The organism is Bacillus sp. 2CMS4F (assembly GCF_023161785.1).
Lineage (GTDB): Bacteria > Bacillota > Bacilli > Bacillales > Bacillaceae > Bacillus > Bacillus halotolerans.
The window spans coordinates 410,494-429,605 of record NZ_JALNTO010000002.1 but is presented as its reverse complement, the minus strand read 5'-3'; the positions used below and the strand labels follow the sequence as shown (position 1 = coordinate 429,605).

Sequence of the window (19,112 nt, the reverse complement as noted above, 5' to 3'; positions counted from 1 at the left end):
CAGCATATATTTTACCATGTGCTGAGAAGTTGTTCTATTTCTGATTGATTTCAATTTCGTGTACTTTTTTAACAATATCATAAAACACCGAATTTGTCAGAGCCTTATCCCCCGGCGTATCCATGTGCAATACGACAAGCGCGTATTTTGGCTTATCCGCGGGAAAATACCCGGCAAACCATTTTTCATAAAGCGTTTCTTTATCTTTTGAAAGCTTGCCTGTCTGGGCGGTGCCTGATTTCCCTGCTACAGTATACGAAAGATCCTGAAACCTTCTGCCCGTTCCGGAAGGAGATTCCACCACCCGCCGCAGCATTTTTTGAAGCTGCTGTGCCGTATATTTGTCTATTGTTTCTCCTTTAAGCTTCTGATCTTTAAACTTGACGAGCGTTGTGCCGTTTTTGTATTCAATCTGCTCTGCGATTTTCACCTGCCGCTTTTCACCGCCGCGGGCGATTGTCGCCATCATATTAGCTACCTCAAGCGGCGTTACCTTTACATTTTTCTGCCCGATCGCTGTTTGCGCAATTGCTTTTTTGACTGATTTGTCTTTTTCATCCCCCCAAATCACGCCGCTTTTTTCATTATAGAATTGGCGGAAATCTGACTCGTGGTACAGTTTTCCTTCCCAGCCTGCCCGATCTGTAAGGGACAGCTTTTCTGACATGTCTTCAATGACGGAATGGTCTTTCTTCATTAATTGTTCGGCAAGACTTGTAAACGTGTAATTGCAGCTTTGTGCGAAACTTTCTTCAAAGGACAGGGTTCCTTTGTCGTCTCCCGGTTCGCCGTACAGGTTTAAATTACAATTAAAGGTTTGGCTCGGCTTTACCGCGTTATGCTCAATCGCAGCTGCCGCTATCACAGTTTTAAAAACGGAGCCGGGATAGATTGGCGTCAGCATATAATTTTGAAGCGTGTTTTGCCTGGACACATCGGCATCCGGTTTGCTTACGATGCCCAACACACTGCTCTTTTCGATGTCCAGCAGCACCGCTCCTCCTTTTTTCAGCCCCTGATCATCTAGTATGCCTTCTATCGCTTTTTGAATGCTTTGATCAATCGTTGTTTTGACTTGGAGCGGATAAAATGAGTTGGCCTCAGCTGTATATTTGACGTCCATGCCGAACAAAGGGTTTCCTTTTCCGTCCACATGATACAAAAGCTTCGTGTCCTGTTCCGGGAGCAAAAACTCATCAAATGTCCTTTCTAAACCAGTTGTGCCGATTTTCGTTTTAATCGGCAGGTTTTCCTTTTCTGGATACTTATTGCGGAGAAGCGCCGGATCTTGATTGGTTGTGCCTATCGTATGCGAGGCAAGACTGGGCTTGTCTTCATTCTCCATATATACGCCGTAAATGCCAGGATATTTCAAAGAATTGATTTTTGTGATAGATTCCTTCGAAAGTGTTTTGATTTTCTTTTGATGTAAAATAACTGGTTTTTTCGATTTTGCAAGAGTCTGATGCAAATCATCTTCAGACATGCCGAGAATCTCTGCGACTTTTTTAATCGGCCAGTCCTGCGTTAACAGAAAAGGGAACAAGACAACCGCAGGCTCGCTTGTCCCAGTCAGCGCTTGTCCGTTTCGATCTAAAAACGCTCCTCTGCCGTCAGAAATGAGCACTTCCTCCGTTCTCTGATTAACACTTTCCTGTATTAAATTAATTTTCTTTTTCGAAAATGATTCTGTGAAAAACAGCTGGATTTCCGCGAGCCTCAGCAAAAGCAGAAAAAACACGATTAAAAAAGCCAGGACAGCCAGCTTCATTCGTTTCGATAACTTCATAAAAAAACACCTCACCCACATTGTGGACGAGGTGTTTCTTTGCTAAACGGATATTATGAAATTTTCACAATTTTCACGAGCATTTCTCCGCCCGGTGTCTGAACTGTGACTTCATCATCTACTTTTTTGCCAAGCAGGCTTTTAGCGATCGGCGAGTCGTTTGAAATTTTCCCTTCAAACGGATCAGCTTCAGCGCTTCCGACGATTGTATAAGATTCTTCATCACCATCAGGCAGTTCGACGAAAGTGACGGTTTTACCTAAACCGACAACGTTAGAGCCGCCGTCATCTTCAATGATTTTCGCATTGCGGATCATATTCTCAAGAGTCGTTACACGGCCCTCTACGAATGCCTGCTCTTCTTTCGCTGAGTCGTATTCAGAGTTTTCGGAAAGATCCCCGAAACTTCTCGCGATTTTGATGCGCTCTACTACTTCTTTTCGTTTAACCGTTTTCAAATATTCTAATTCTTGTTCAAGTTTTTGTTTTCCTTCTACAGTCATAGGAAAAACTTTCTCTTGTGCCATGTCCCTTCACTCCTTCTGGTTGTCCCTCAACATCTTCGATTATGTATGAGAGCATAAACTAAAATACAAGAATGAGAACACAGGGCAGTCCTCGTTCTTCTCTCCCATATTGGTACTGTTTATCTTAAACTGAATCTTGTGGTTCTGCAAATATTTCGCGTTTATAAACAGGGAAAGAAGGGAATTTACACATCCCCTTCCTGCCTATACATAATATGGTCAGAGTTATTTATGTCTATGCTATGGTATTACAAAATCGCGTTTTGTTCAAGAATGGTTTGAATTTTTGTGACCATCAGATCAATTGCAACGTGATTTTGTCCGCCTTCCGGGATAATAATATCAGCGTATCGCTTTGTCGGCTCAACGAATTGATTGTGCATCGGGCGGACAACAGACACATATTGTTCAATGACAGAATCAATAGAGCGTCCGCGCTCATTAATATCTCTCATAATCCGTCTGATGATGCGCAAGTCTGCGTCTGTGTCAACGTAAAGCTTGATATCCATCAGGTCGCGCAGCCTTTTATCCTCAAGAACAAGAATGCCTTCAAGAATAATCACGTCTTTCGGCTCTACGTGAACCGTTTCTTCTGACCGTGTGTGAAGCTTATAATCGTAAATCGGCTTTTCAATCGGACGGTAATTCAATAGGTCTTGAATATGCTCGATTAAATAGTCATTATCAAACGCAAGCGGATGATCATAGTTTGTATTCAGCCTTTCTTCAAATGGAAGATGGCTTTGGTCTTTATAATAGAGGTCTTGCTGGATCATTAAAATCGAGTGCCCTTTGAATTGTTCATAAATTGAACGTGTTACACTCGTTTTTCCTGAACCGGAACCTCCTGCGATTCCAATGACTACTGGACTCTTACCCATGGGTGATTACTTCCCCTTTCTCATCATGTTGCTCGGATAAATCTTTTTGTCTAATTTGAATTTGACAATTTGCAGGGGATGGCGGGCAGCGTCTAGCTCATTTCCGTCTTCGTCCCAAATGGTTTCAATCGTATGTGTAAAGTTTTCGATTTCCGGACCGAAAAATTCTACTTCGTCGCCTTTTTTGAAGAAATTGCGCTGCTGAAGAGTGACCATTTGTGTATCCTCATCATAATTCAGCACTAAGCCGACAAAATCAAATGTTGTTTTTTTGCCGTGTTCGCCAAACATTTGCTCTTCATAGCCTGGTGTTCCTTCGAAGAAAGCTGTCGCAGTGTCACGGTTGGCGCATTTATCAAGCTCTTCCAGCCATTCTTTTTGAATCACAAAGTTATCGGGATCAGCGCAATAAGCGTCAATCACTTTACGATATACGCTGACAACTGTCGCTACGTAGTGAATGGATTTCATCCGTCCTTCAATCTTTAAGCTGTCGATGCCCATTTCAATCATTTTCGGAATCGACTCAATCAGCTTCAAGTCTTTCGGACTCATTGCAAACGGAGCGTCTTCTTCACTGTATAAAGCAACGGCATTGGCACCGTCGGTTTGATATAAATCATAATCCCAGCGGCATGACTGGCAGCAGCCTCCGCGGTTGGAATCGCGGGCTGTCATGTGATTGCTCAAGACACAGCGGCCGGAGTATGCAATACACATCGCACCGTGAATAAAGGATTCGATTTCGATATCTACTTTTTCTTTCATTTCTCTGATTTCGAGCGCGCTTGTCTCACGGGCTAACACCACACGGTCAAGCCCTTCTTCCTTCCAGAACTGAACAGCCTTCCAGTTGGAGAGAGATTGCTGCGTGCTCAAGTGAACCTCAACATGAGGAGCTACTCTGCGGCAGGTTTCGATAATAAGCGGATCTGCCACAATGATGCCGGCAACATTGGCGTCACCGAGAGCTTTTAAATAATCTTCAAGCCCGTCAATATTCTCATTATGGGCAAAAATGTTTGTCGTGACGTAAATTTTCGCGCCGTATTTTTTCGCAAATTCGACGCCCTCTGCGATTTCTTCAATCGTAAAGTTATCCGCATTCGAACGAAGCCCGTATTCCTGCCCTCCGATAAAGACGGCATCCGCTCCGTAATGTACAGCAATTTTCAGCTTTTCAAGATTCCCCGCAGGCGCGAGAAGCTCTGGCTTTTTCGTAATCACACGCTTACCATCAACTATTTTAGAAATCTTATCATTTACGGCAGTCATAGCGTAACCTCCTTTTCATTAATAAACCGTTTCTTTAAAGAAGAAGCCGGTATCTATTTTTCTGTTTACTGGCTGAATGTTTTCAATACGTTCGATCCAGTCTTCTTTTTTCGCTTCGTAATCGTCACGGTTTTCCGTACACAGATCAATCGCTTCTCTGTACATGCTGGTGACTTCCACTAAGTATTCAGATGATTTCAGAACACCGTCGATTTTGAAAGAATCGACTCCCGCATCTATCAGCTCTTCAAGTTCATCAATAATGCACACATCGTTCGGGCTCATGATATGTGTGCCGTTCTCATCTTCGAAAATCGGATATTTATTATGGCGTTCCTTATCATGCAGGAACATGCCGGATTCCTTTTTCTTTCTTTCAATGTCCATGACTTTGCCTTGGTATTCGAAATAGTTTCCGATCAAGGAACGTTTCGACTGGAACATGCAGGTCATTCCATGCACCTGAACTTCAATTTCAACTTCTGCGTTTTCTTTGATCTCAATAATGCTGTCCATATTTAATTCTCTGGCAAGCACAGATCGAGCTGCGCCTTTACGTCCCCAGTAGTTGCATGTATAATAGTTGGTTCCTGTCGTTTCTGTGCTCCAATGAAGCTTCAGATCCGGCGCTGATTCACGTGCAGCCATAAGAACGGCAGGATCGCCGAATACAGCCGCATCAACGCCCGTTCCCGCTAAGAAAGCGAGATAATCGCCAAGTTCTCCCACTTTATCGTTATGAAAAATTCCATTTACGGCAACGTATACTTTTGCTCCTTCGTTATGGGCAATGTCTACCGCTTTCGTTACATCCTCACGGGAAAATTCCCCCGCTAATCTCAGACCGTATCTCTGTTCCCCAACTAAAAACGCAGTTGCCCCCGCCTGAATCAGCGGCAAAATGTCTGCCGTACTTGTCGGTGTGACTAAGAGCTCTGGTTTTTTCATGACGTTCACCTCTTCTTTTTACTGATCGCAAGCCCGTCCCCAACAGGGATAATCGCAGTTTGATAATCAGGATGATTCATCAGCCAATGATTATACTCATCGATTTTTGATACCAGCCTGCGCCTTCTTTTTGGTTCTATTTTGCTGTAATCCTCTGCCACCAGACCTTTAAACAGCACGTTGTCTGTTAAAATCACCCCGTCTGGCGAAAGCATCGGTTCGTATAAGTGAAAAAAGTTTTGATATTGACCTTTAGCAGCATCAATGAAGATCACATCATATGGCGCTGTGACATGAACGGCTTCTGCTAATTCGAGCGCGTCCCCGTAAAACACATGGATTCGGTCATCAAGCTGAAAATCCTTTATGTTGTGAACAGCTTCCTCATGGCGTGTCTCATTGCGTTCAATCGTATATATTTCTGCAGACGGCAGTGCCAGCGCCATTCGAATGGCCGAGTAACCGATAGCCGTTCCGATCTCCAGTATTTTCTTCGCCTGTTTGACAGACAAAATTTGGAGCAGCACTTCTATGCCCGCTTTTTCCATAATCGGAACATGATGTTCTTCCGCATATGCTTCCAGTTTCCTCACGTTATCCGGCTGAGGCTTCAATAATGCTTCTATATAGTCATTTATTTGTTCATAGCGGTCTGTCACAACAAACAGCCTCCCGTTCTAAAAAGGAGTGCCCCAGTCTTTGACACAGGACACTCTCTGAGCACAACTTGTATACGTTAGTAAACAACCCGATATATTTTATCATAAAACCTTGCGGAATGCGAATAAAAGGAGAGCTTTTGCTCTCCTTTTATTTCTGATTTTTTGCCGAAATATATTTTTCTTTTGCTTTATTATGTTCTTTTAATGTTTTCGTAAATACGACCTCACCGTTTGATTTTGCTAAAAAGTACAGATAGTCCGTTTTATCCGGATGAAGCGCCGCTTCCCAAGACGACATTCCGGCATTGGCAATCGGTCCTGGCGGCAGACCGGTGTTTTTATACGTATTGTACGGCGAATCGATTTCAAGGTCTTTATAAAGCACCCGGTCTTTATGCTTTCCAGCCGCGTACAAGACGGTCGGATCGGTCTGAAGCGGCATCTTCTTTTTCAGCCTGTTATAAAAGACGCTGGAAATTTTATGGCGATCCGCTTTTTCAGTCGCTTCCTCTTCGATCAAAGAAGCCATCGTCAGCAGCTTATGCACAGAAAGCTTTTCTTTCTTCATTTCTGTTTTGTATGTCTTCACATAAGAATCTGTCTGTTTCATCATCTCAGTTATGATGTTCTCAAGCGACGTATCCGGATCGTTGAATGGATATGTAGCCGGGAATAGGTATCCTTCCAGCGGATGCTTTATATTTTTCTGAAAAACATCGTTTGTAACGGTGTCCGGAAATTCCTTTTTCAGCTGATTGATAAACGTTTTATCGTCCAGCTTTGCCATGACCTGTTTTTTTGAGTATTTCGTTTCCTCCGCAATGGCGTCGGCGATCTGTGTCAGCTGTTTCCCCTCAGGGACCGTGATTTGAAAGGCGTAGTTTGTTGCTCCGCTTGTCAGCTTCTTGATAATGGCATCCAGATCCATTCCTTTGTTCAGATGGTAGTACCCGGCTTGGAATCCGGAAGCTTTTTTATATTTCACATAATACTGAAATGCCTTTTCACTTTTTATGACATTGTTTTCCTTCAAAATCGTTGCGATCGCAGATACAGACGATCCGCTCGGAATGTTAATATTAACTGTCGTTTTATTGTTTTTTTCAACAGGTTCCAGCAGTGATTTCCCATATAAAAATGCTCCGCCTATGATGAGAAGCAGCACAATAATGGAAGACAGTACAATTCTTTTTTTATTTAAAAATGATTTTTTTTGCTGATTAATATACATAAGGTCTCCTCCCATCAGCTTTTATACTACATGATTCATGCTGTTTCGGCAATTTATTACAAAAAAAGGTCTCTTTATAAGCAGAAAAAAGCCGGAGCAGTATAGGCTCCGGCTTTTGGCGCGGTTTTACTCTTCGTCTTCTTCCGCTAAAAACGTGTTTAATGTCTCTTCGATCATATCCCATTCTTCATCGGTTTCGATCGGGAATAGTTCGCCGTCTTCACCATCTTCGTTTGGCGTAAAGCTGGAAGCAAGAATTTCTACTTCTTCATCATTCTTTGTTTCAATTGGGTAGTACAACACATAAGATTTGCCAAACTCTTCGTTTTCAAATGTAAACAGCACTTCGCAAAGCTGTTCATTTCCTTGTTCGTCAACAATTGTAATATTTTTTTCGCCGTGTTCCATTATATTCACCTCTGGCTTTAATTTAAGCTGTCAAGATATCCTTGCAGAATCATAACAGCCGCCATTTTATCAATGACTTTTTTTCGTTTCTGCCTGCTGACATCAGCGGCAATCAGCATTTTTTCAGCCGCCATTGTAGTAAGACGCTCGTCCCACAGCACAACAGGAACATTGTACGTGGTTTCAAGCACTTTCGCAAATGTTTGGCTGGCTTCACCTCTCGGGCCGACTGTTCCATTCATGTTTTTAGGAAAGCCGAGCACGATCTTATCTATAGTATAGTCTTTTGTCAGTTCAGATAAACGGGGTAATCCGTAATCGCCCTCTGCTTCATTTATCTTTATGGTCTCAATGCCTTGAGCAGTCCAGCCCATTTCATCGCTCAGAGCAACACCGAGTGTTTTGGTTCCTAAATCGAGCCCTAATATTCTCATTGTTTATTTACGCCTCTTTATGCTGTTCTAAATAAGACTTCACCAATTCCTCGATTAATTCGTCTCTTTCAAGTTTGCGAATTAAATTGCGAGCGTCACGATGCCTAGGAATATAAGCGGGATCACCTGACAGCAAGTATCCGACAATCTGATTGATTGGATTGTAGCCCTTTTCCTGAAGCGCGTCATAAACAGTAATCAGCACCTCATTTACGTTAGTCTCGGCAGAATCATCGGAGAAATTAAATTTCATCGTTTTATCAAACGAGCTCACCGTTTTGCACCTCTTTCCCAAATTCGCAGGCAAAGTTCAGCCTGGGGTCCTAATCTTACCATCATTCTACACTACATGGGCAAATTATAAAACGGATTTCACCCAATCTTCTACAGAAGCCAATGCTTCTTCTAATTTTTCCGGCTGTTTGCCGCCTGCCTGTGCCATGTCCGGACGGCCTCCGCCGCCTCCGCCGCAAACTTCTGCGGCTTGTTTGACAAGCTTGCCGGCATGAAGGCCTTTCTCAATCAGATCCTTTGTAACACCTGCAGAAATATTGACTTTATCATTTTGCACAGCGCCAAGCACGATGACCGCAGAGCCGATTTTTGCTTTCAGTTCATCAACCATTGTGCGGAGATGGTTCATGTCTTTGGCGTTTACCTTTTCCGCAAGCACGCTGACACCATCAACTTCTTTTACTTTTGATAGAATCGCGCCTGCTTCAACGTTGCCGAGTTTCGCCAGAAGAGATTCATTTTCTCTTTGCGCTTCCTTCAGCTCAGCCTGCAGCGCAGCAACGCGCTTCGGCACTTCTTTGATATTTGTTTTCAGTTCGTCGGCAGTCTGCTTCAAAACTGAGATCTGGCTGTTCATTTCCACGTAAGCGCCTTGTCCTGTTACAGCTTCAATCCGTCTAGTGCCCGCTCCGATTCCAGACTCAGATACGATTTTAAACAAGCCGATTTCCGCTGTGTTGCTGACATGGCATCCGCCGCAAAGCTCAAGGCTGTAATCTCCGACTTGAACAACCCTTACAATATCACCGTATTTTTCTCCGAACAGAGCCATAGCTCCCATTTCTTTTGCTTCAGCGATCGGTTTCAGATCAATGCTGACCGGGATGCTTGCCCAAATCTTTTCGTTTACAATGACTTCAATTCGTTCGAGTTCTTCTTTTGTCACTTGCCCGAAGTGTGAGAAGTCAAAACGAAGGCGGTTTTCATTCACAAGAGAGCCCGCCTGATTGACGTGCGTTCCAAGAACATCCTTCAAGGCCTGGTGCAATAAGTGCGTTGCCGTATGGTTTTTAATCACGCCGCTTCTCATATGATCTTCAACCTCAGCTGTTACATGCATGCCTTTTTGAACGGTTCCGCTCTCGACAACACCTTCATGCACATGCTGGCCGTTCGGCGCTTTTTGCACATCTTTCACTTTTACCACTGCCTGCTCGCTGCGCAAAAAGCCTTTGTCGCCGATTTGACCGCCGCTTTCCGCATAGAAAGGTGTTTCGTCAAGAATGATCTGTACAGTTTCGCCTTCATGTGCTTCTTCAATTAACTGGCCGTCCTGCAGAAGCACAATCACATTGGCATCAGCCTTTGTTTGGGAGTAGCCGACAAATGTGCTTTCTTCTGTTACGTCGCGTAATGCACCGCCCTGCACCTGCATGCTGCCGACATCCTGACGTGCATTTCTGGCCCGCTCGCGCTGCTGGTTCATTTCTTCTTCAAAGCCTTTATGGTCAACTGTCATGTTCTCGTCTTCCGCATATTCTTCAGTCAGTTCAACCGGGAATCCGTAGGTGTCGTAAAGTTTAAAGACATCCGCACCTGAAATGACGCTGCTGCCCTTATCTTTTTCCTTTTTGATCATTTCTGACAAGATGGCAAGCCCTTCATTCAATGTTTCGTGGAAGCGTTCTTCCTCCGTTTTTATGACCTTTGAGATGAATTCTTCCTTCTCTTTTACTTCAGGGTAGAAAGCAGTCATGATCTCAGCAACAACCGGCACAAGATCGTACATGAACGGACGGTTGATGTTGATCGTTTTGGCATAACGCACAGCGCGGCGCAATAAACGTCTTAATACATAGCCGCGTCCTTCATTAGACGGAAGCGCCCCGTCACTGACAGCAAAAGCAACCGTTCTGATGTGGTCGGCGATGACTTTAAATGCAGTGTCTTTTACATGGTCTTGGCCGTATGCTTCACCGGAAATCGTTTCTGTCGCTTTGATGATTGGGACAAACAAATCAGTATCGAAGTTTGTCGGGACATTCTGGATGACAGATACCATTCTTTCAAGTCCCATGCCTGTATCAATGTTTTTCTTCGGAAGCGGTGTATAGGTGCCGTCCGGGTTATGGTTGAACTCAGAGAATACAAGGTTCCATACTTCAAGGTAACGGTCATTTTCTCCCCCAGGATAAAGCTCTGGATCATCTGGATCGTTCCCATACGCTTCACCGCGGTCGTAGAAAATTTCTGTGTTCGGTCCGCTCGGCCCTTCGCCGATGTCCCAGAAGTTCCCTTCCAGGCGAATAATTCTTTCTTCCGGAATACCAATTTTTTTCGCCCAGAACTCATATGCTTCTTCATCTTCGGGATGAACCGTCACAGAAAGAAGCTCTTCATCAAAACCAATCCACTTGTCACTCGTTAAAAACTCCCAAGCCCATGTGATCGCTTCTTCTTTAAAATAATCGCCGATGGAAAAGTTTCCGAGCATTTCAAAGAATGTGTGATGGCGCGCGGTTTTACCCACATTTTCAATATCGTTTGTTCTGATTGCTTTTTGAGCGTTTACGATTCTTGGATTTTCCGGCACAACGCGGCCGTCAAAATATTTTTTCAGCGTCGCAACACCGCTGTTGATCCAAAGCAGTGAAGGATCTTCATGAGGCACTAATGACGCGCTCGGCTCTACAGCATGTCCTTTTTCTTTAAAGAAATCCAAAAACATTTGACGCACTTCAGCAGAAGTTAAGTGTTTCATTGTATTTCCTCCTCTATAAAAATCGAAATTCTCTTCAGTGACAGCAAAAAAGCCCTCCCCCTATGCAAACACACGTTTACACAGGGACGAGAGCTGTCTCGCGGTACCACCCTGATTACGGGCCTTATGATTCGCCCGTCACCTTTCATCCAATAACGCAGGATGTGCGGCAGCGATTAACTGCACTCAGGATTAGCTTCCTCCGATCTTCTGATAAAGCTCCTTTCAGCTTGCGGAGCTTCTCTCTTTAACAGGGCTTCGGCGTACTCAGATCCGTCACTCGAGATTCGTATGTATTCTACGAGAAATTATAGACAAGCGGCACGCCAATGTCAATGCTCCGTCCGCATCCGCAGAAAATGGATCATCATTACTTTTAAAACAGCCGCAGCAGGCACTGCCAGTATCATGCCGACAATCCCCGCCAGCTCTCCTCCGGCAAGAAGCGCAAGCATAATCACTACCGGGTGCATCTTGAGGCTTCTGCCGACAATAAACGGACTGAGGACATTTCCTTCCAAAAATTGAAGTACAAACACCGTAATGACAACGACAAGAACGGCCTTCACAGAAATCGTCATTGCAATCAAAAGCGCAGGAACAGCGCCGATAAAGGGACCGAAGTATGGGATGACATTCGTAATACCCGAGATAAGACCCAGTATCAGCGGATACGGAAGGCCAAATATCCAAAATGTAATACCGGCTACGGCTCCGAGAATCAAGCAGACGAGCAGCTGGCCGCGAATGTAATCACCGAGAGAATCATCTACATCAAGCAAAAAAGCGCTGCCCCGCTTCCTCCACGACTTCGGCGTCAAATACCACACCGTTTTTTTCATCAATTCGATGTCCTTGACCATATAAAACACGAGAAAAGGAATCGTTGCCGCAATTAAGAAATAGTCGAGCACTTTACGGATTCCGCTGATTGCCCCTTCGATTGTGCCGGCGAAAAACGCCTCTGTCTGCCTAATCATTTTGTCTATGCGGTCATGCATGCCGTCCGGCCAGTCATCTGTATGGTTATGCACATGAAGAAGGAGCCCATTGTACGTCTCGGCAAACATAGGTATATTTTCCGACAAGTCCGTCAGCTGCACAATTAAAACGGGCACACCTTTATATAATGCCCACCCCAGCCCGCCAAAAAAAAGGACGTAAATCACCAAAATGCTTAAAGTCCTTGGCAGACCTTTGTCATGAAGCCACTCAGTGACCGGAAGTAATAAATAAGAAATAAAAATAGAAATGATCAAGGGAATAAAGATCGATTTTATGACGAGCCACAGGGGAGACCATAACATATCTAGCATACAAAAGACATAGACTGTTAACAGGACCAATAAACAAATGGCCACCCATAACAAAAGCTGCACCGGTTTCTGGAGCATCTGCTTTCACCTCTTCTATATCTTTTGAGGATTATAGGGAATTATTCTCTTATGTTTTCTTTACACAGACAAATGGAATGGATATTTGCGTTAAATTTTCAGAAAAGTTTGACCCTTTTGCACTAAGGTATGCATCATATCGTGTTGTTACTTTCCTCAACCTTGTAAGTTAGTTACATTTACACATAATTATTGAAGTTTCTGTTAGGAGGATTGTGATGATCTCATTTCAAAATGTAAACAAGCATTACGGAGATTTTCATGTGTTAAAGCAGATTAACCTGCAAATCGAAAAAGGTGAAGTCGTCGTCATTATCGGCCCATCCGGTTCCGGAAAAAGCACTTTGCTCAGATGCATCAACAGGCTGGAGACAATTAACGAAGGAACACTTACCGTAAACGGCACAGTTATTAATGACAGAAAAACTGACATTAATAACGTACGGCGAAATATCGGAATGGTGTTTCAGCACTTTCATTTATATCCTCATAAAACCGTGCTGCAAAATATTATGCTGGCGCCCGTAAAAGTACTCGGACAATCCGCTGAACAAGCAAAGGGAACTGCGCTGTATTACCTTGAAAAAGTCGGAATCCCTGAGAAAGCAAACGCCTATCCTTCCCAGCTTTCCGGCGGGCAGCAGCAGCGTGTGGCTATTGCCCGGGGACTGGCGATGAAGCCGGAGGTCATGCTGTTTGACGAGCCGACATCGGCGCTCGATCCGGAAATGATCGGTGAAGTGCTTGATGTGATGAAAAACCTCGCCAAAGAAGGCATGACAATGGTTGTCGTGACGCATGAAATGGGGTTTGCGAGAGAAGTGGCGGATCGTATTGTCTTTATTGATGAAGGAAACATTCTGGAGGAAGCAGCACCGGCTGAGTTTTACGCAAACCCGAAGGAAGAACGGGCACGCCTATTCTTGAGCCGTATTTTAAATCATTAAAAAGAGAAATGGGGGAGTTTGTGTGAAAAAGATTTTATCGTTAGCATTGATTTCTTTAATCGCTGTTGTCATGCTTGCTGCATGCGGAAGCAAGGGGTCAAACGGAGAAAGCGCAAAGGATAGCAAAAAAGATACATTAGCTGCCATTAAAGATCAAGACAAAATTGTTTTCGGTGTTAAAACCGACACCAGGCTGTTCGGCCTGAAAAACCCAAGCTCAGGTGATATCGAGGGATTTGACATCGACATTGCCAAACAAATCGCTAAAGATATTTTAGGGGACGAAAACAAAGCTGAATTTAAAGAAGTCACATCAAAAACAAGGATTCCGATGCTTCAAAACGGAGATATCGACGCCATTGTCGCAACGATGACGATCACTGATGAACGAAAAAAGGAAGTTGACTTTTCCGATGTCTATTTTGAAGCAGGCCAATCACTTCTCGTGAAAAAAGGCAGCAAGATCAAAAGTATTGAGGACCTTGGCAAAGGCTCGAAAGTTCTCGCTGTAAAAGGCTCCACTTCCTCTCAAAACATACGCGAAAAGGCGCCAGATGCGAGTGTATTAGAGTTCGAAAACTACACCGAAGCCTTTACAGCGCTGAAATCCGGTCAAGGCGATGCTCTCACAACGGATAATGCCATTTTATACGGAATGGCTGACGAGAATAAAAATTATCAATTAACAGGAGAACCATTCACGGATGAGCCATATGGAATTGCCGTAAAAAAAGGACAATCGGCTCTCGCGAAAGAAATTAACGCTTCTCTCGAAAAGATGAAATCGGACGGTAGATATGACGAGATTTATAAAAAATGGATTAAAGAAGAACCAGCTGAATAACGAACATCCCGGGGTGAGCAGGCGATGCTCATCCCGATTTTATAAGGAGAGTGAATAAAGCATATGAATGTGTCTATTCTATTCGATAACTTCGACATGTATATGGACGGTTTTTACCACACGCTGCTCGCAAGCCTGATCGCGCTGGCCGGCAGCTTTGCGCTTGGCGTTCTTGTCGCGGTGATGAGAATAACAGTATTTAAGCCCTTGCAATGGCTCGGGACGGCTTATGTCGAATTTATCCGCAATATCCCTTTGCTTTTGATCACATTTGTCTTTTACTTTGGACTTCCAAATGCGGGTCTGAGGCTGGATGGATTCCAAGCGGGTACCGTTGCGCTCACAATTTATACGTCTGCTTTTATCGCAGAAGCCATCAGAGCCGGCATCCAGTCTGTTTCAAAAGGGCAAATGGAAGCAGCAAGATCGTCAGGCTTTACCTACAGCCAGGCAATGGTATATATCATTTTGCCCCAGGCGATCAAAATTGTGATCCCCCCCTTGGGCAATCAATTTTTAAACTTGGTCAAAAACTCGTCTATTCTCGGGGTTGTTGCCGGATTGGATCTCATGTATCAGGCGGATTTGGTGTCATCAAGCACGCTCGTCGTTTTTGATGTCTATATCTTTGTGGCACTCTTTTACTTAGTACTGACGATACCGCTTAGTATCGGTGTTAACTATTTGGAAAAACGGCTGGAAAGAAGCTATTGATAAGGAGTGAAAACCATTGGATTTCATCGGAGCTTATTCATCTGAACATTTAGCTTTTTTATGGGACGGCTTTCTCGTCACACTGTACGTTGCATTTATTTCTATCATTCTGAGCTTTATTTTTGGGTTGATCGCAGGTACTCTCCGCTATGCGAAAATCCCAATTCTTTCTCAACTGATTGCCGTTCTCGTTGAAACGATCAGAAATCTCCCCTTATTATTAATTATTTTCTTTACATTTTTCGCCCTGCCGGAAATCGGGATCAAACTTGAAATTACAGCTGCCGCTATTACAGCCTTAACAATCTTTGAATCCGCCATGCTTTCTGAAATCATACGGAGCGGCCTGAATTCAGTTGACAAAGGGCAAATTGAAGCGGCGCGTTCCTCCGGTCTTAGCTATACACAGACACTTTTCTCTATTGTGATGCCTCAGGCGCTTCGCCGGATGGTTCCGCCGATCGTAAGCCAGTTTATTTCTTTATTAAAGGATACATCGCTAGCTGTTGTGATTGCGCTGCCTGAGCTTATTCATAACGCGCAGATTTTAAACGGGCAAAGCGCTGACGGCAGTTATTTTTTCCCGATTTTTCTGCTGGCGGCATTGATGTATTTTGCAGTCAATTACAGTCTGTCACTTGCAGCCAGACGCCTAGAGGCACGCCAGACATAAAAAGGATACTCTAAAGAGAGTATCCTTCATTCCTTAAAACATCTTCATCATTCTTTTTCTCATCCGCTTCATGCTTCGATTATTCAGCATGTCAGATTGAGTCGCCATTCGGTACACGAGAGCCCCGGCTCCCAGCGCCAAAAGAGAAGTCATTGTCCGATTCATCCTGCGCATCTCCTTTCGTTATTAAAAATTGATGCTGCGTTCATCCTCAGAAAACAAATCATCCAGGCTGCTTAGCGTTCCGTCTTCTTCCACTTGATGAGTTTCAATCTTCCCTTTGACCACTGTCAGCTCAATGAAACAGCCCCAGCAATAATATTGGTTCACGCCGATTTTCCCGATATCCTTACTTTTGCAGTTCGGGCATATAAGCATATCTCACACCTCTATCCGTTCAGAACGATCTCGTCTTTCCGCACCTCTACAAGCGAATCCGCTCTTTGGATCTGGCGTTTGCACCCCGCTAAGTCAGAAAAGAAACCGTCCGAGAGTTCATATGCTACGATTATGCCCTTGTCCAAACAAAAGTATACATCTTCCAGCATCCCCAAAATATCACCCTCTTGCGATTTCACGAGCTTCATTTTCATCTGCTCATATGTGAAGCATGATTTCGGAAGAGGCAAAAGCTGTTCTGAATTGACTGCGGCCAATATCCGGTCATGAAGAATGCAACTGATATCACATGCTCGTAAAAGCGCATGATGGTTATGAAAAAGACGTTTTTGTTCAAGAATAAATCCGAGACAATTTCCCTCAAGAGAAAAACAAATATCAGAAATCGTCCCAAGATAAAAAGAAGTTTGTTCTGAATATACAGGAAATCCTTCTACCTCATGGCATGTTCTCAAAGTGTGATCAACCACCTTTTGTTGAACAGGCTTAGGTTTTGCTTTTCGCCTTTGACACATACGATGAAATCACTTCCACCCCCAATGAAAAAAGCTCCCGCAAACACGGGAGCCCTTTTTACAGCTGTTCTTCTTTCATAAAATCGAATGGCGTAATGCCTTCCATTCCGATATTTGCGTCGTGCACGCTGAACGGGAGCTCTTTTTGCAAAGCCGCAAGCTCAGCATCCATTTCAGCCACCTGCGCTGACAGCCTGTTTTTTAATGAGGTCTGTCTGACAGTCGCGTCATTATTTTTCACGCCCCACTCCAGCGCTTCCTCTTCCCCGCATAAAATGAGAAATTTCTTCGCCCTCGTGATGGCGGTATATAGAAGGTTTCTTCTGAGCATTCTATAGTAGCCCTTCACTACAGGAAGAACCACGATCGGAAATTCACTGCCCTGCGATTTATGAATAGAGCAGCAATACGCATGAGTAAACTGACTGAAGTCTTTTTTCGTAAACGTCATTTCATTGCCGTCAAAAGAGACAACAGCCATGTCTTCTTTTTCTGTATTTTCCTTCGCATAGAAAATGGAAGTGATTTCTCCAATATCGCCGTTAAACACATTGTTTTCCGGCTGATTGACAAGTTGCAAAATTTTATCCCCAGTTCTAAAGACAACGTCACCGAACTTAATTTCCCTCCGCTTTTCTTTTGGAGGGTTTAAAATATCCTGCAGCATCACATTCAGCTCATTGATTCCGGCTTTCCCTCTGTACATTGGGGCGAGGACCTGTATATCTTTTGCCGTATATCCTTTTTTCAATGCATTCGCGACAACCTTCTCAACCACTTCTTTAATTTGCGAACCACCGCAGCGAATAAAGGAACGATCCTTTGTCGGGGCCGTCAAGTTGTTCGGAAGCAGCCCGTTTTTCATCTCGTGGGCAAGCTCGACAATCGACGATCCTTCCGCTTGCCGGTAGATGTCTGTCAGTCTTACGGTCGGAATCACCTGGGATGCCAAAAGGTCTCTGAGCACTTGACCGGGTCCGACGGAAGGCAGCTGGTCTTCGTCTCCGACAATGATGATTTGAATATGGTCAGGGATCGCTTTGAACAAATGATTCGCAAGCCATATATCAAGCATACTCGCTTCATCGATAATCAAAAGCTTCCCTTCAATCGGCTGGTCCTCTGTATGAGTAAATCCTTCCGCGCCATTCCAGCCGAGCAGCCGGTGTATCGTAACCGCCGGAAGACCCGTTGACTCACTCATTCGTTTCGCCGCTCTACCTGTAGGCGCGGCCAGCACAATCGGAAAGGCTTCATCTTTTTTATAATCCGACGGATCAAGCGAAGCACCGTGGAGTTCTCCATACAATTCCACAATGCCTCTGATGACCGTTGTTTTACCGGTACCCGGCCCTCCCGTTAAAAGAAGCATCGGTGACGACAGAGCTTTTTGTATCGCTTCCTTCTGACTCGGCGCGTACTGAACATTCATACGCTCTTCCAATTCTCCTAAAGCCAGAAGGAATTCTGATTCAGGAAACTGATCGTCATATTCGGTTTGGCTTGCGATCTGTTTCACACGCTTTGCAACATTTTGTTCAGCGAAAAACAGCGACGGAAAGTAACATCGTTCATCTTCAATGACAATATCCTTATTTTCTCCAAGCGCAATAATTGCGTTAGCGGCATCCATTTCTGTAATGCGCTGTCCATCTGCCGCTGACTGATTTAACAGCGTTTGGGTTTCGATAATCAGCTGCTTCGTTTCTATGTACGTATGCCCTTCTGAAAGGCATGTCGTTTCAAGCGTGTACAAAATAGCCGCTTTTATCCGCTCAGGATGATTCCCTGAGAGCCCCATTCTTCCGCCAAGCTCATCTGCTTTTCCAAAGCCTATGCCTTCCACGTCTCTCACAAGCTGATAAGGGTTTTCCTGAATTTTCTCCAGCGTCTCGGATTCATAGGCCTGATAAATTTTCATAGACAGCTGAGGGCCGAACCCAAATTGATTCAGCGAAATCATAATTTGCTCCAGTCCCTGATGCCGCTGCAAAGCACCGGCAAGGGTGTCAGCTTTCTTTTTTGACAGTCTGGGAACATCATAAAGGACTGAAGAATCAGCCAAAATTTTATTAATCGCACTGTCACCCAGTTTTTTCACAATCTCTTCAGCGGTTTTTTTACCGATTCCTTCAAACAGATCGCTCGACAAATACTGAATGACGCCTTCTTTTGTTGTCGGGATCTCCTTTTTGAAATGCTCAGCTTGAAATTGCAGTCCGAACTTTGGGTGAGTAACGGTTTTTCCGTAAAACGTGTAGGTCTCTTCTTCTTGAAGCGCAGGGAAGTAGCCCGTCACGGATACGACTTTATCTTCAATAGCTTCGGAGGTCTCTGTGACTTTCACTTTCAGAACCGTATATAAATTGGCGTCATTGTGATAAATGACGGTGTTTACTGTCCCTTTTAAAAAGGGCTCCTCCTCCATTTTCAGCTGATCCGGGTGCTGCTGCACGAGCCGTCCCTCCTCCTG

The 19,112-nt window shown here is 44.2% G+C and carries 20 protein-coding genes; 4 read left to right on the top strand and 16 right to left on the bottom strand.

The window, feature by feature from the left end; translation table 11 throughout:
* Positions 1 to 34 precede the first annotated feature (34 nt).
* From MTN95_RS05590 to MTN95_RS05535, 12 genes are all read right to left on the bottom strand, one after another.
* Positions 35 to 1,789: a peptidoglycan D,D-transpeptidase FtsI family protein gene (locus tag MTN95_RS05590; protein WP_105953517.1), complete on the bottom strand. Its 1,755-nt coding sequence runs from the start codon at positions 1,787 to 1,789 to the stop codon at positions 35 to 37.
* A gap of 53 nt (positions 1,790 to 1,842) precedes the next feature.
* Positions 1,843 to 2,316 (bottom strand): transcription elongation factor GreA, encoded by a 474-nt coding sequence (greA, locus tag MTN95_RS05585; protein ID WP_010335099.1) that lies wholly within the window; start codon positions 2,314 to 2,316, stop codon positions 1,843 to 1,845.
* Between the two features lie 248 nt (positions 2,317 to 2,564).
* Entirely contained in the window at positions 2,565 to 3,200 is a 636-nt protein-coding gene (gene udk, locus MTN95_RS05580) for a uridine kinase (protein ID WP_010335100.1), read from the bottom strand.
* A 6-nt stretch (positions 3,201 to 3,206) separates the two neighbouring features.
* Positions 3,207 to 4,475: a peptidase U32 family protein gene (locus MTN95_RS05575; protein WP_044154332.1), complete on the bottom strand. Its 1,269-nt coding sequence runs from the start codon at positions 4,473 to 4,475 to the stop codon at positions 3,207 to 3,209.
* Positions 4,476 to 4,493: 18 nt separating this feature from the next.
* The gene (locus MTN95_RS05570; RefSeq protein ID WP_248337287.1) at positions 4,494 to 5,423 is read right to left on the bottom strand and encodes a peptidase U32 family protein; all 930 of its coding nucleotides are present in this window, start codon (positions 5,421 to 5,423) and stop codon (positions 4,494 to 4,496) included.
* Positions 5,424 to 5,428: 5 nt separating this feature from the next.
* Positions 5,429 to 6,082, bottom strand: a complete 654-nt coding sequence (locus MTN95_RS05565) for an O-methyltransferase (protein ID WP_105990310.1) — start codon at positions 6,080 to 6,082, stop codon at positions 5,429 to 5,431.
* A gap of 151 nt (positions 6,083 to 6,233) precedes the next feature.
* Complete coding sequence (gene mltG, locus MTN95_RS05560) at positions 6,234 to 7,316, bottom strand: endolytic transglycosylase MltG (protein ID WP_227597903.1); 1,083 nt, start codon at positions 7,314 to 7,316, stop codon at positions 6,234 to 6,236.
* Between the two features lie 126 nt (positions 7,317 to 7,442).
* The gene (locus MTN95_RS05555) at positions 7,443 to 7,724 is read right to left on the bottom strand and encodes a DUF1292 domain-containing protein (RefSeq protein WP_105953513.1); all 282 of its coding nucleotides are present in this window, start codon (positions 7,722 to 7,724) and stop codon (positions 7,443 to 7,445) included.
* A gap of 17 nt (positions 7,725 to 7,741) precedes the next feature.
* The gene (gene ruvX / locus MTN95_RS05550) at positions 7,742 to 8,158 is read right to left on the bottom strand and encodes a Holliday junction resolvase RuvX (RefSeq protein WP_024122301.1); all 417 of its coding nucleotides are present in this window, start codon (positions 8,156 to 8,158) and stop codon (positions 7,742 to 7,744) included.
* 7 nt (positions 8,159 to 8,165) lie between these two features.
* Positions 8,166 to 8,432: an IreB family regulatory phosphoprotein gene (locus MTN95_RS05545; protein WP_003225903.1), complete on the bottom strand. Its 267-nt coding sequence runs from the start codon at positions 8,430 to 8,432 to the stop codon at positions 8,166 to 8,168.
* An 84-nt stretch (positions 8,433 to 8,516) separates the two neighbouring features.
* Positions 8,517 to 11,153, bottom strand: a complete 2,637-nt coding sequence (gene alaS, locus MTN95_RS05540; RefSeq protein ID WP_227597905.1) for an alanine--tRNA ligase — start codon at positions 11,151 to 11,153, stop codon at positions 8,517 to 8,519.
* Positions 11,154 to 11,485: 332 nt separating this feature from the next.
* On the bottom strand, positions 11,486 to 12,547 hold the full coding sequence (locus MTN95_RS05535; RefSeq protein ID WP_105953512.1) for an AI-2E family transporter: 1,062 nt from the start codon (positions 12,545 to 12,547) through the stop codon (positions 11,486 to 11,488).
* 218 nt (positions 12,548 to 12,765) lie between these two features.
* On the opposite strand from MTN95_RS05535, the gene MTN95_RS05530 reads away from it, so the two are divergent.
* The 4 genes from MTN95_RS05530 (at position 12,766) to MTN95_RS05515 (ending at position 15,725) form a co-directional block, all read left to right on the top strand.
* On the top strand, positions 12,766 to 13,494 hold the full coding sequence (locus tag MTN95_RS05530; protein WP_105953511.1) for an amino acid ABC transporter ATP-binding protein: 729 nt from the start codon (positions 12,766 to 12,768) through the stop codon (positions 13,492 to 13,494).
* A 22-nt stretch (positions 13,495 to 13,516) separates the two neighbouring features.
* Complete coding sequence (locus MTN95_RS05525) at positions 13,517 to 14,338, top strand: transporter substrate-binding domain-containing protein (RefSeq protein ID WP_024122305.1); 822 nt, start codon at positions 13,517 to 13,519, stop codon at positions 14,336 to 14,338.
* Between the two features lie 63 nt (positions 14,339 to 14,401).
* Positions 14,402 to 15,052 (top strand): amino acid ABC transporter permease, encoded by a 651-nt coding sequence (locus MTN95_RS05520; protein WP_044154313.1) that lies wholly within the window; start codon positions 14,402 to 14,404, stop codon positions 15,050 to 15,052.
* A gap of 16 nt (positions 15,053 to 15,068) precedes the next feature.
* Positions 15,069 to 15,725, top strand: coding sequence for an amino acid ABC transporter permease (locus MTN95_RS05515; RefSeq protein ID WP_095714638.1), 657 nt, complete (start codon positions 15,069 to 15,071; stop codon positions 15,723 to 15,725).
* A 33-nt stretch (positions 15,726 to 15,758) separates the two neighbouring features.
* Here the strand turns inward: MTN95_RS05515 and MTN95_RS05510 are convergent, their stop codons facing one another.
* Genes MTN95_RS05510 through recD2 form a run of 4 tightly spaced genes read right to left on the bottom strand, consistent with a single transcriptional unit; the run spans position 15,759 to position 19,094 of the window.
* Positions 15,759 to 15,890: a YrzQ family protein gene (locus tag MTN95_RS05510; RefSeq protein ID WP_024122308.1), complete on the bottom strand. Its 132-nt coding sequence runs from the start codon at positions 15,888 to 15,890 to the stop codon at positions 15,759 to 15,761.
* A gap of 21 nt (positions 15,891 to 15,911) precedes the next feature.
* Complete coding sequence (locus MTN95_RS05505; RefSeq protein ID WP_010335110.1) at positions 15,912 to 16,103, bottom strand: hypothetical protein; 192 nt, start codon at positions 16,101 to 16,103, stop codon at positions 15,912 to 15,914.
* A gap of 11 nt (positions 16,104 to 16,114) precedes the next feature.
* The gene (locus MTN95_RS05500; protein WP_151174396.1) at positions 16,115 to 16,639 is read right to left on the bottom strand and encodes a PRC-barrel domain-containing protein; all 525 of its coding nucleotides are present in this window, start codon (positions 16,637 to 16,639) and stop codon (positions 16,115 to 16,117) included.
* Between the two features lie 58 nt (positions 16,640 to 16,697).
* On the bottom strand, positions 16,698 to 19,094 hold the full coding sequence (gene recD2, locus MTN95_RS05495; RefSeq protein ID WP_248337285.1) for an SF1B family DNA helicase RecD2: 2,397 nt from the start codon (positions 19,092 to 19,094) through the stop codon (positions 16,698 to 16,700).
* Positions 19,095 to 19,112 lie beyond the last annotated feature (18 nt).

Excerpts from the sequence above, each read along its gene's own strand:
- greA (WP_010335099.1), bottom strand. The coding sequence starts at position 2,316 with ATGGCACAAGAGAAAGTTTTTCCTATGACTGTAGAAGGAAAACAAAAA.
- MTN95_RS05535 (WP_105953512.1), bottom strand. The coding sequence starts at position 12,547 with ATGCTCCAGAAACCGGTGCAGCTTTTGTTATGGGTGGCCATTTGTTTA.
- MTN95_RS05555 (WP_105953513.1), bottom strand. The coding sequence starts at position 7,724 with ATGGAACACGGCGAAAAAAATATTACAATTGTTGACGAACAAGGAAAT.
- MTN95_RS05520 (WP_044154313.1), top strand. The coding sequence starts at position 14,402 with ATGAATGTGTCTATTCTATTCGATAACTTCGACATGTATATGGACGGT.
- MTN95_RS05510 (WP_024122308.1), bottom strand. The coding sequence starts at position 15,890 with ATGAATCGGACAATGACTTCTCTTTTGGCGCTGGGAGCCGGGGCTCTC.
- MTN95_RS05570 (WP_248337287.1), bottom strand. The coding sequence starts at position 5,423 with ATGAAAAAACCAGAGCTCTTAGTCACACCGACAAGTACGGCAGACATT.
- alaS (WP_227597905.1), bottom strand. The coding sequence starts at position 11,153 with ATGAAACACTTAACTTCTGCTGAAGTGCGTCAAATGTTTTTGGATTTC.
- MTN95_RS05590 (WP_105953517.1), bottom strand. The coding sequence starts at position 1,789 with ATGAAGTTATCGAAACGAATGAAGCTGGCTGTCCTGGCTTTTTTAATC.
- mltG (WP_227597903.1), bottom strand. The coding sequence starts at position 7,316 with ATGTATATTAATCAGCAAAAAAAATCATTTTTAAATAAAAAAAGAATT.
- udk (WP_010335100.1), bottom strand. The coding sequence starts at position 3,200 with ATGGGTAAGAGTCCAGTAGTCATTGGAATCGCAGGAGGTTCCGGTTCA.
- MTN95_RS05500 (WP_151174396.1), bottom strand. The coding sequence starts at position 16,639 with ATGTGTCAAAGGCGAAAAGCAAAACCTAAGCCTGTTCAACAAAAGGTG.
- MTN95_RS05505 (WP_010335110.1), bottom strand. The coding sequence starts at position 16,103 with ATGCTTATATGCCCGAACTGCAAAAGTAAGGATATCGGGAAAATCGGC.
- ruvX (WP_024122301.1), bottom strand. The coding sequence starts at position 8,158 with ATGAGAATATTAGGGCTCGATTTAGGAACCAAAACACTCGGTGTTGCT.
- MTN95_RS05530 (WP_105953511.1), top strand. The coding sequence starts at position 12,766 with ATGATCTCATTTCAAAATGTAAACAAGCATTACGGAGATTTTCATGTG.
- MTN95_RS05575 (WP_044154332.1), bottom strand. The coding sequence starts at position 4,475 with ATGACTGCCGTAAATGATAAGATTTCTAAAATAGTTGATGGTAAGCGT.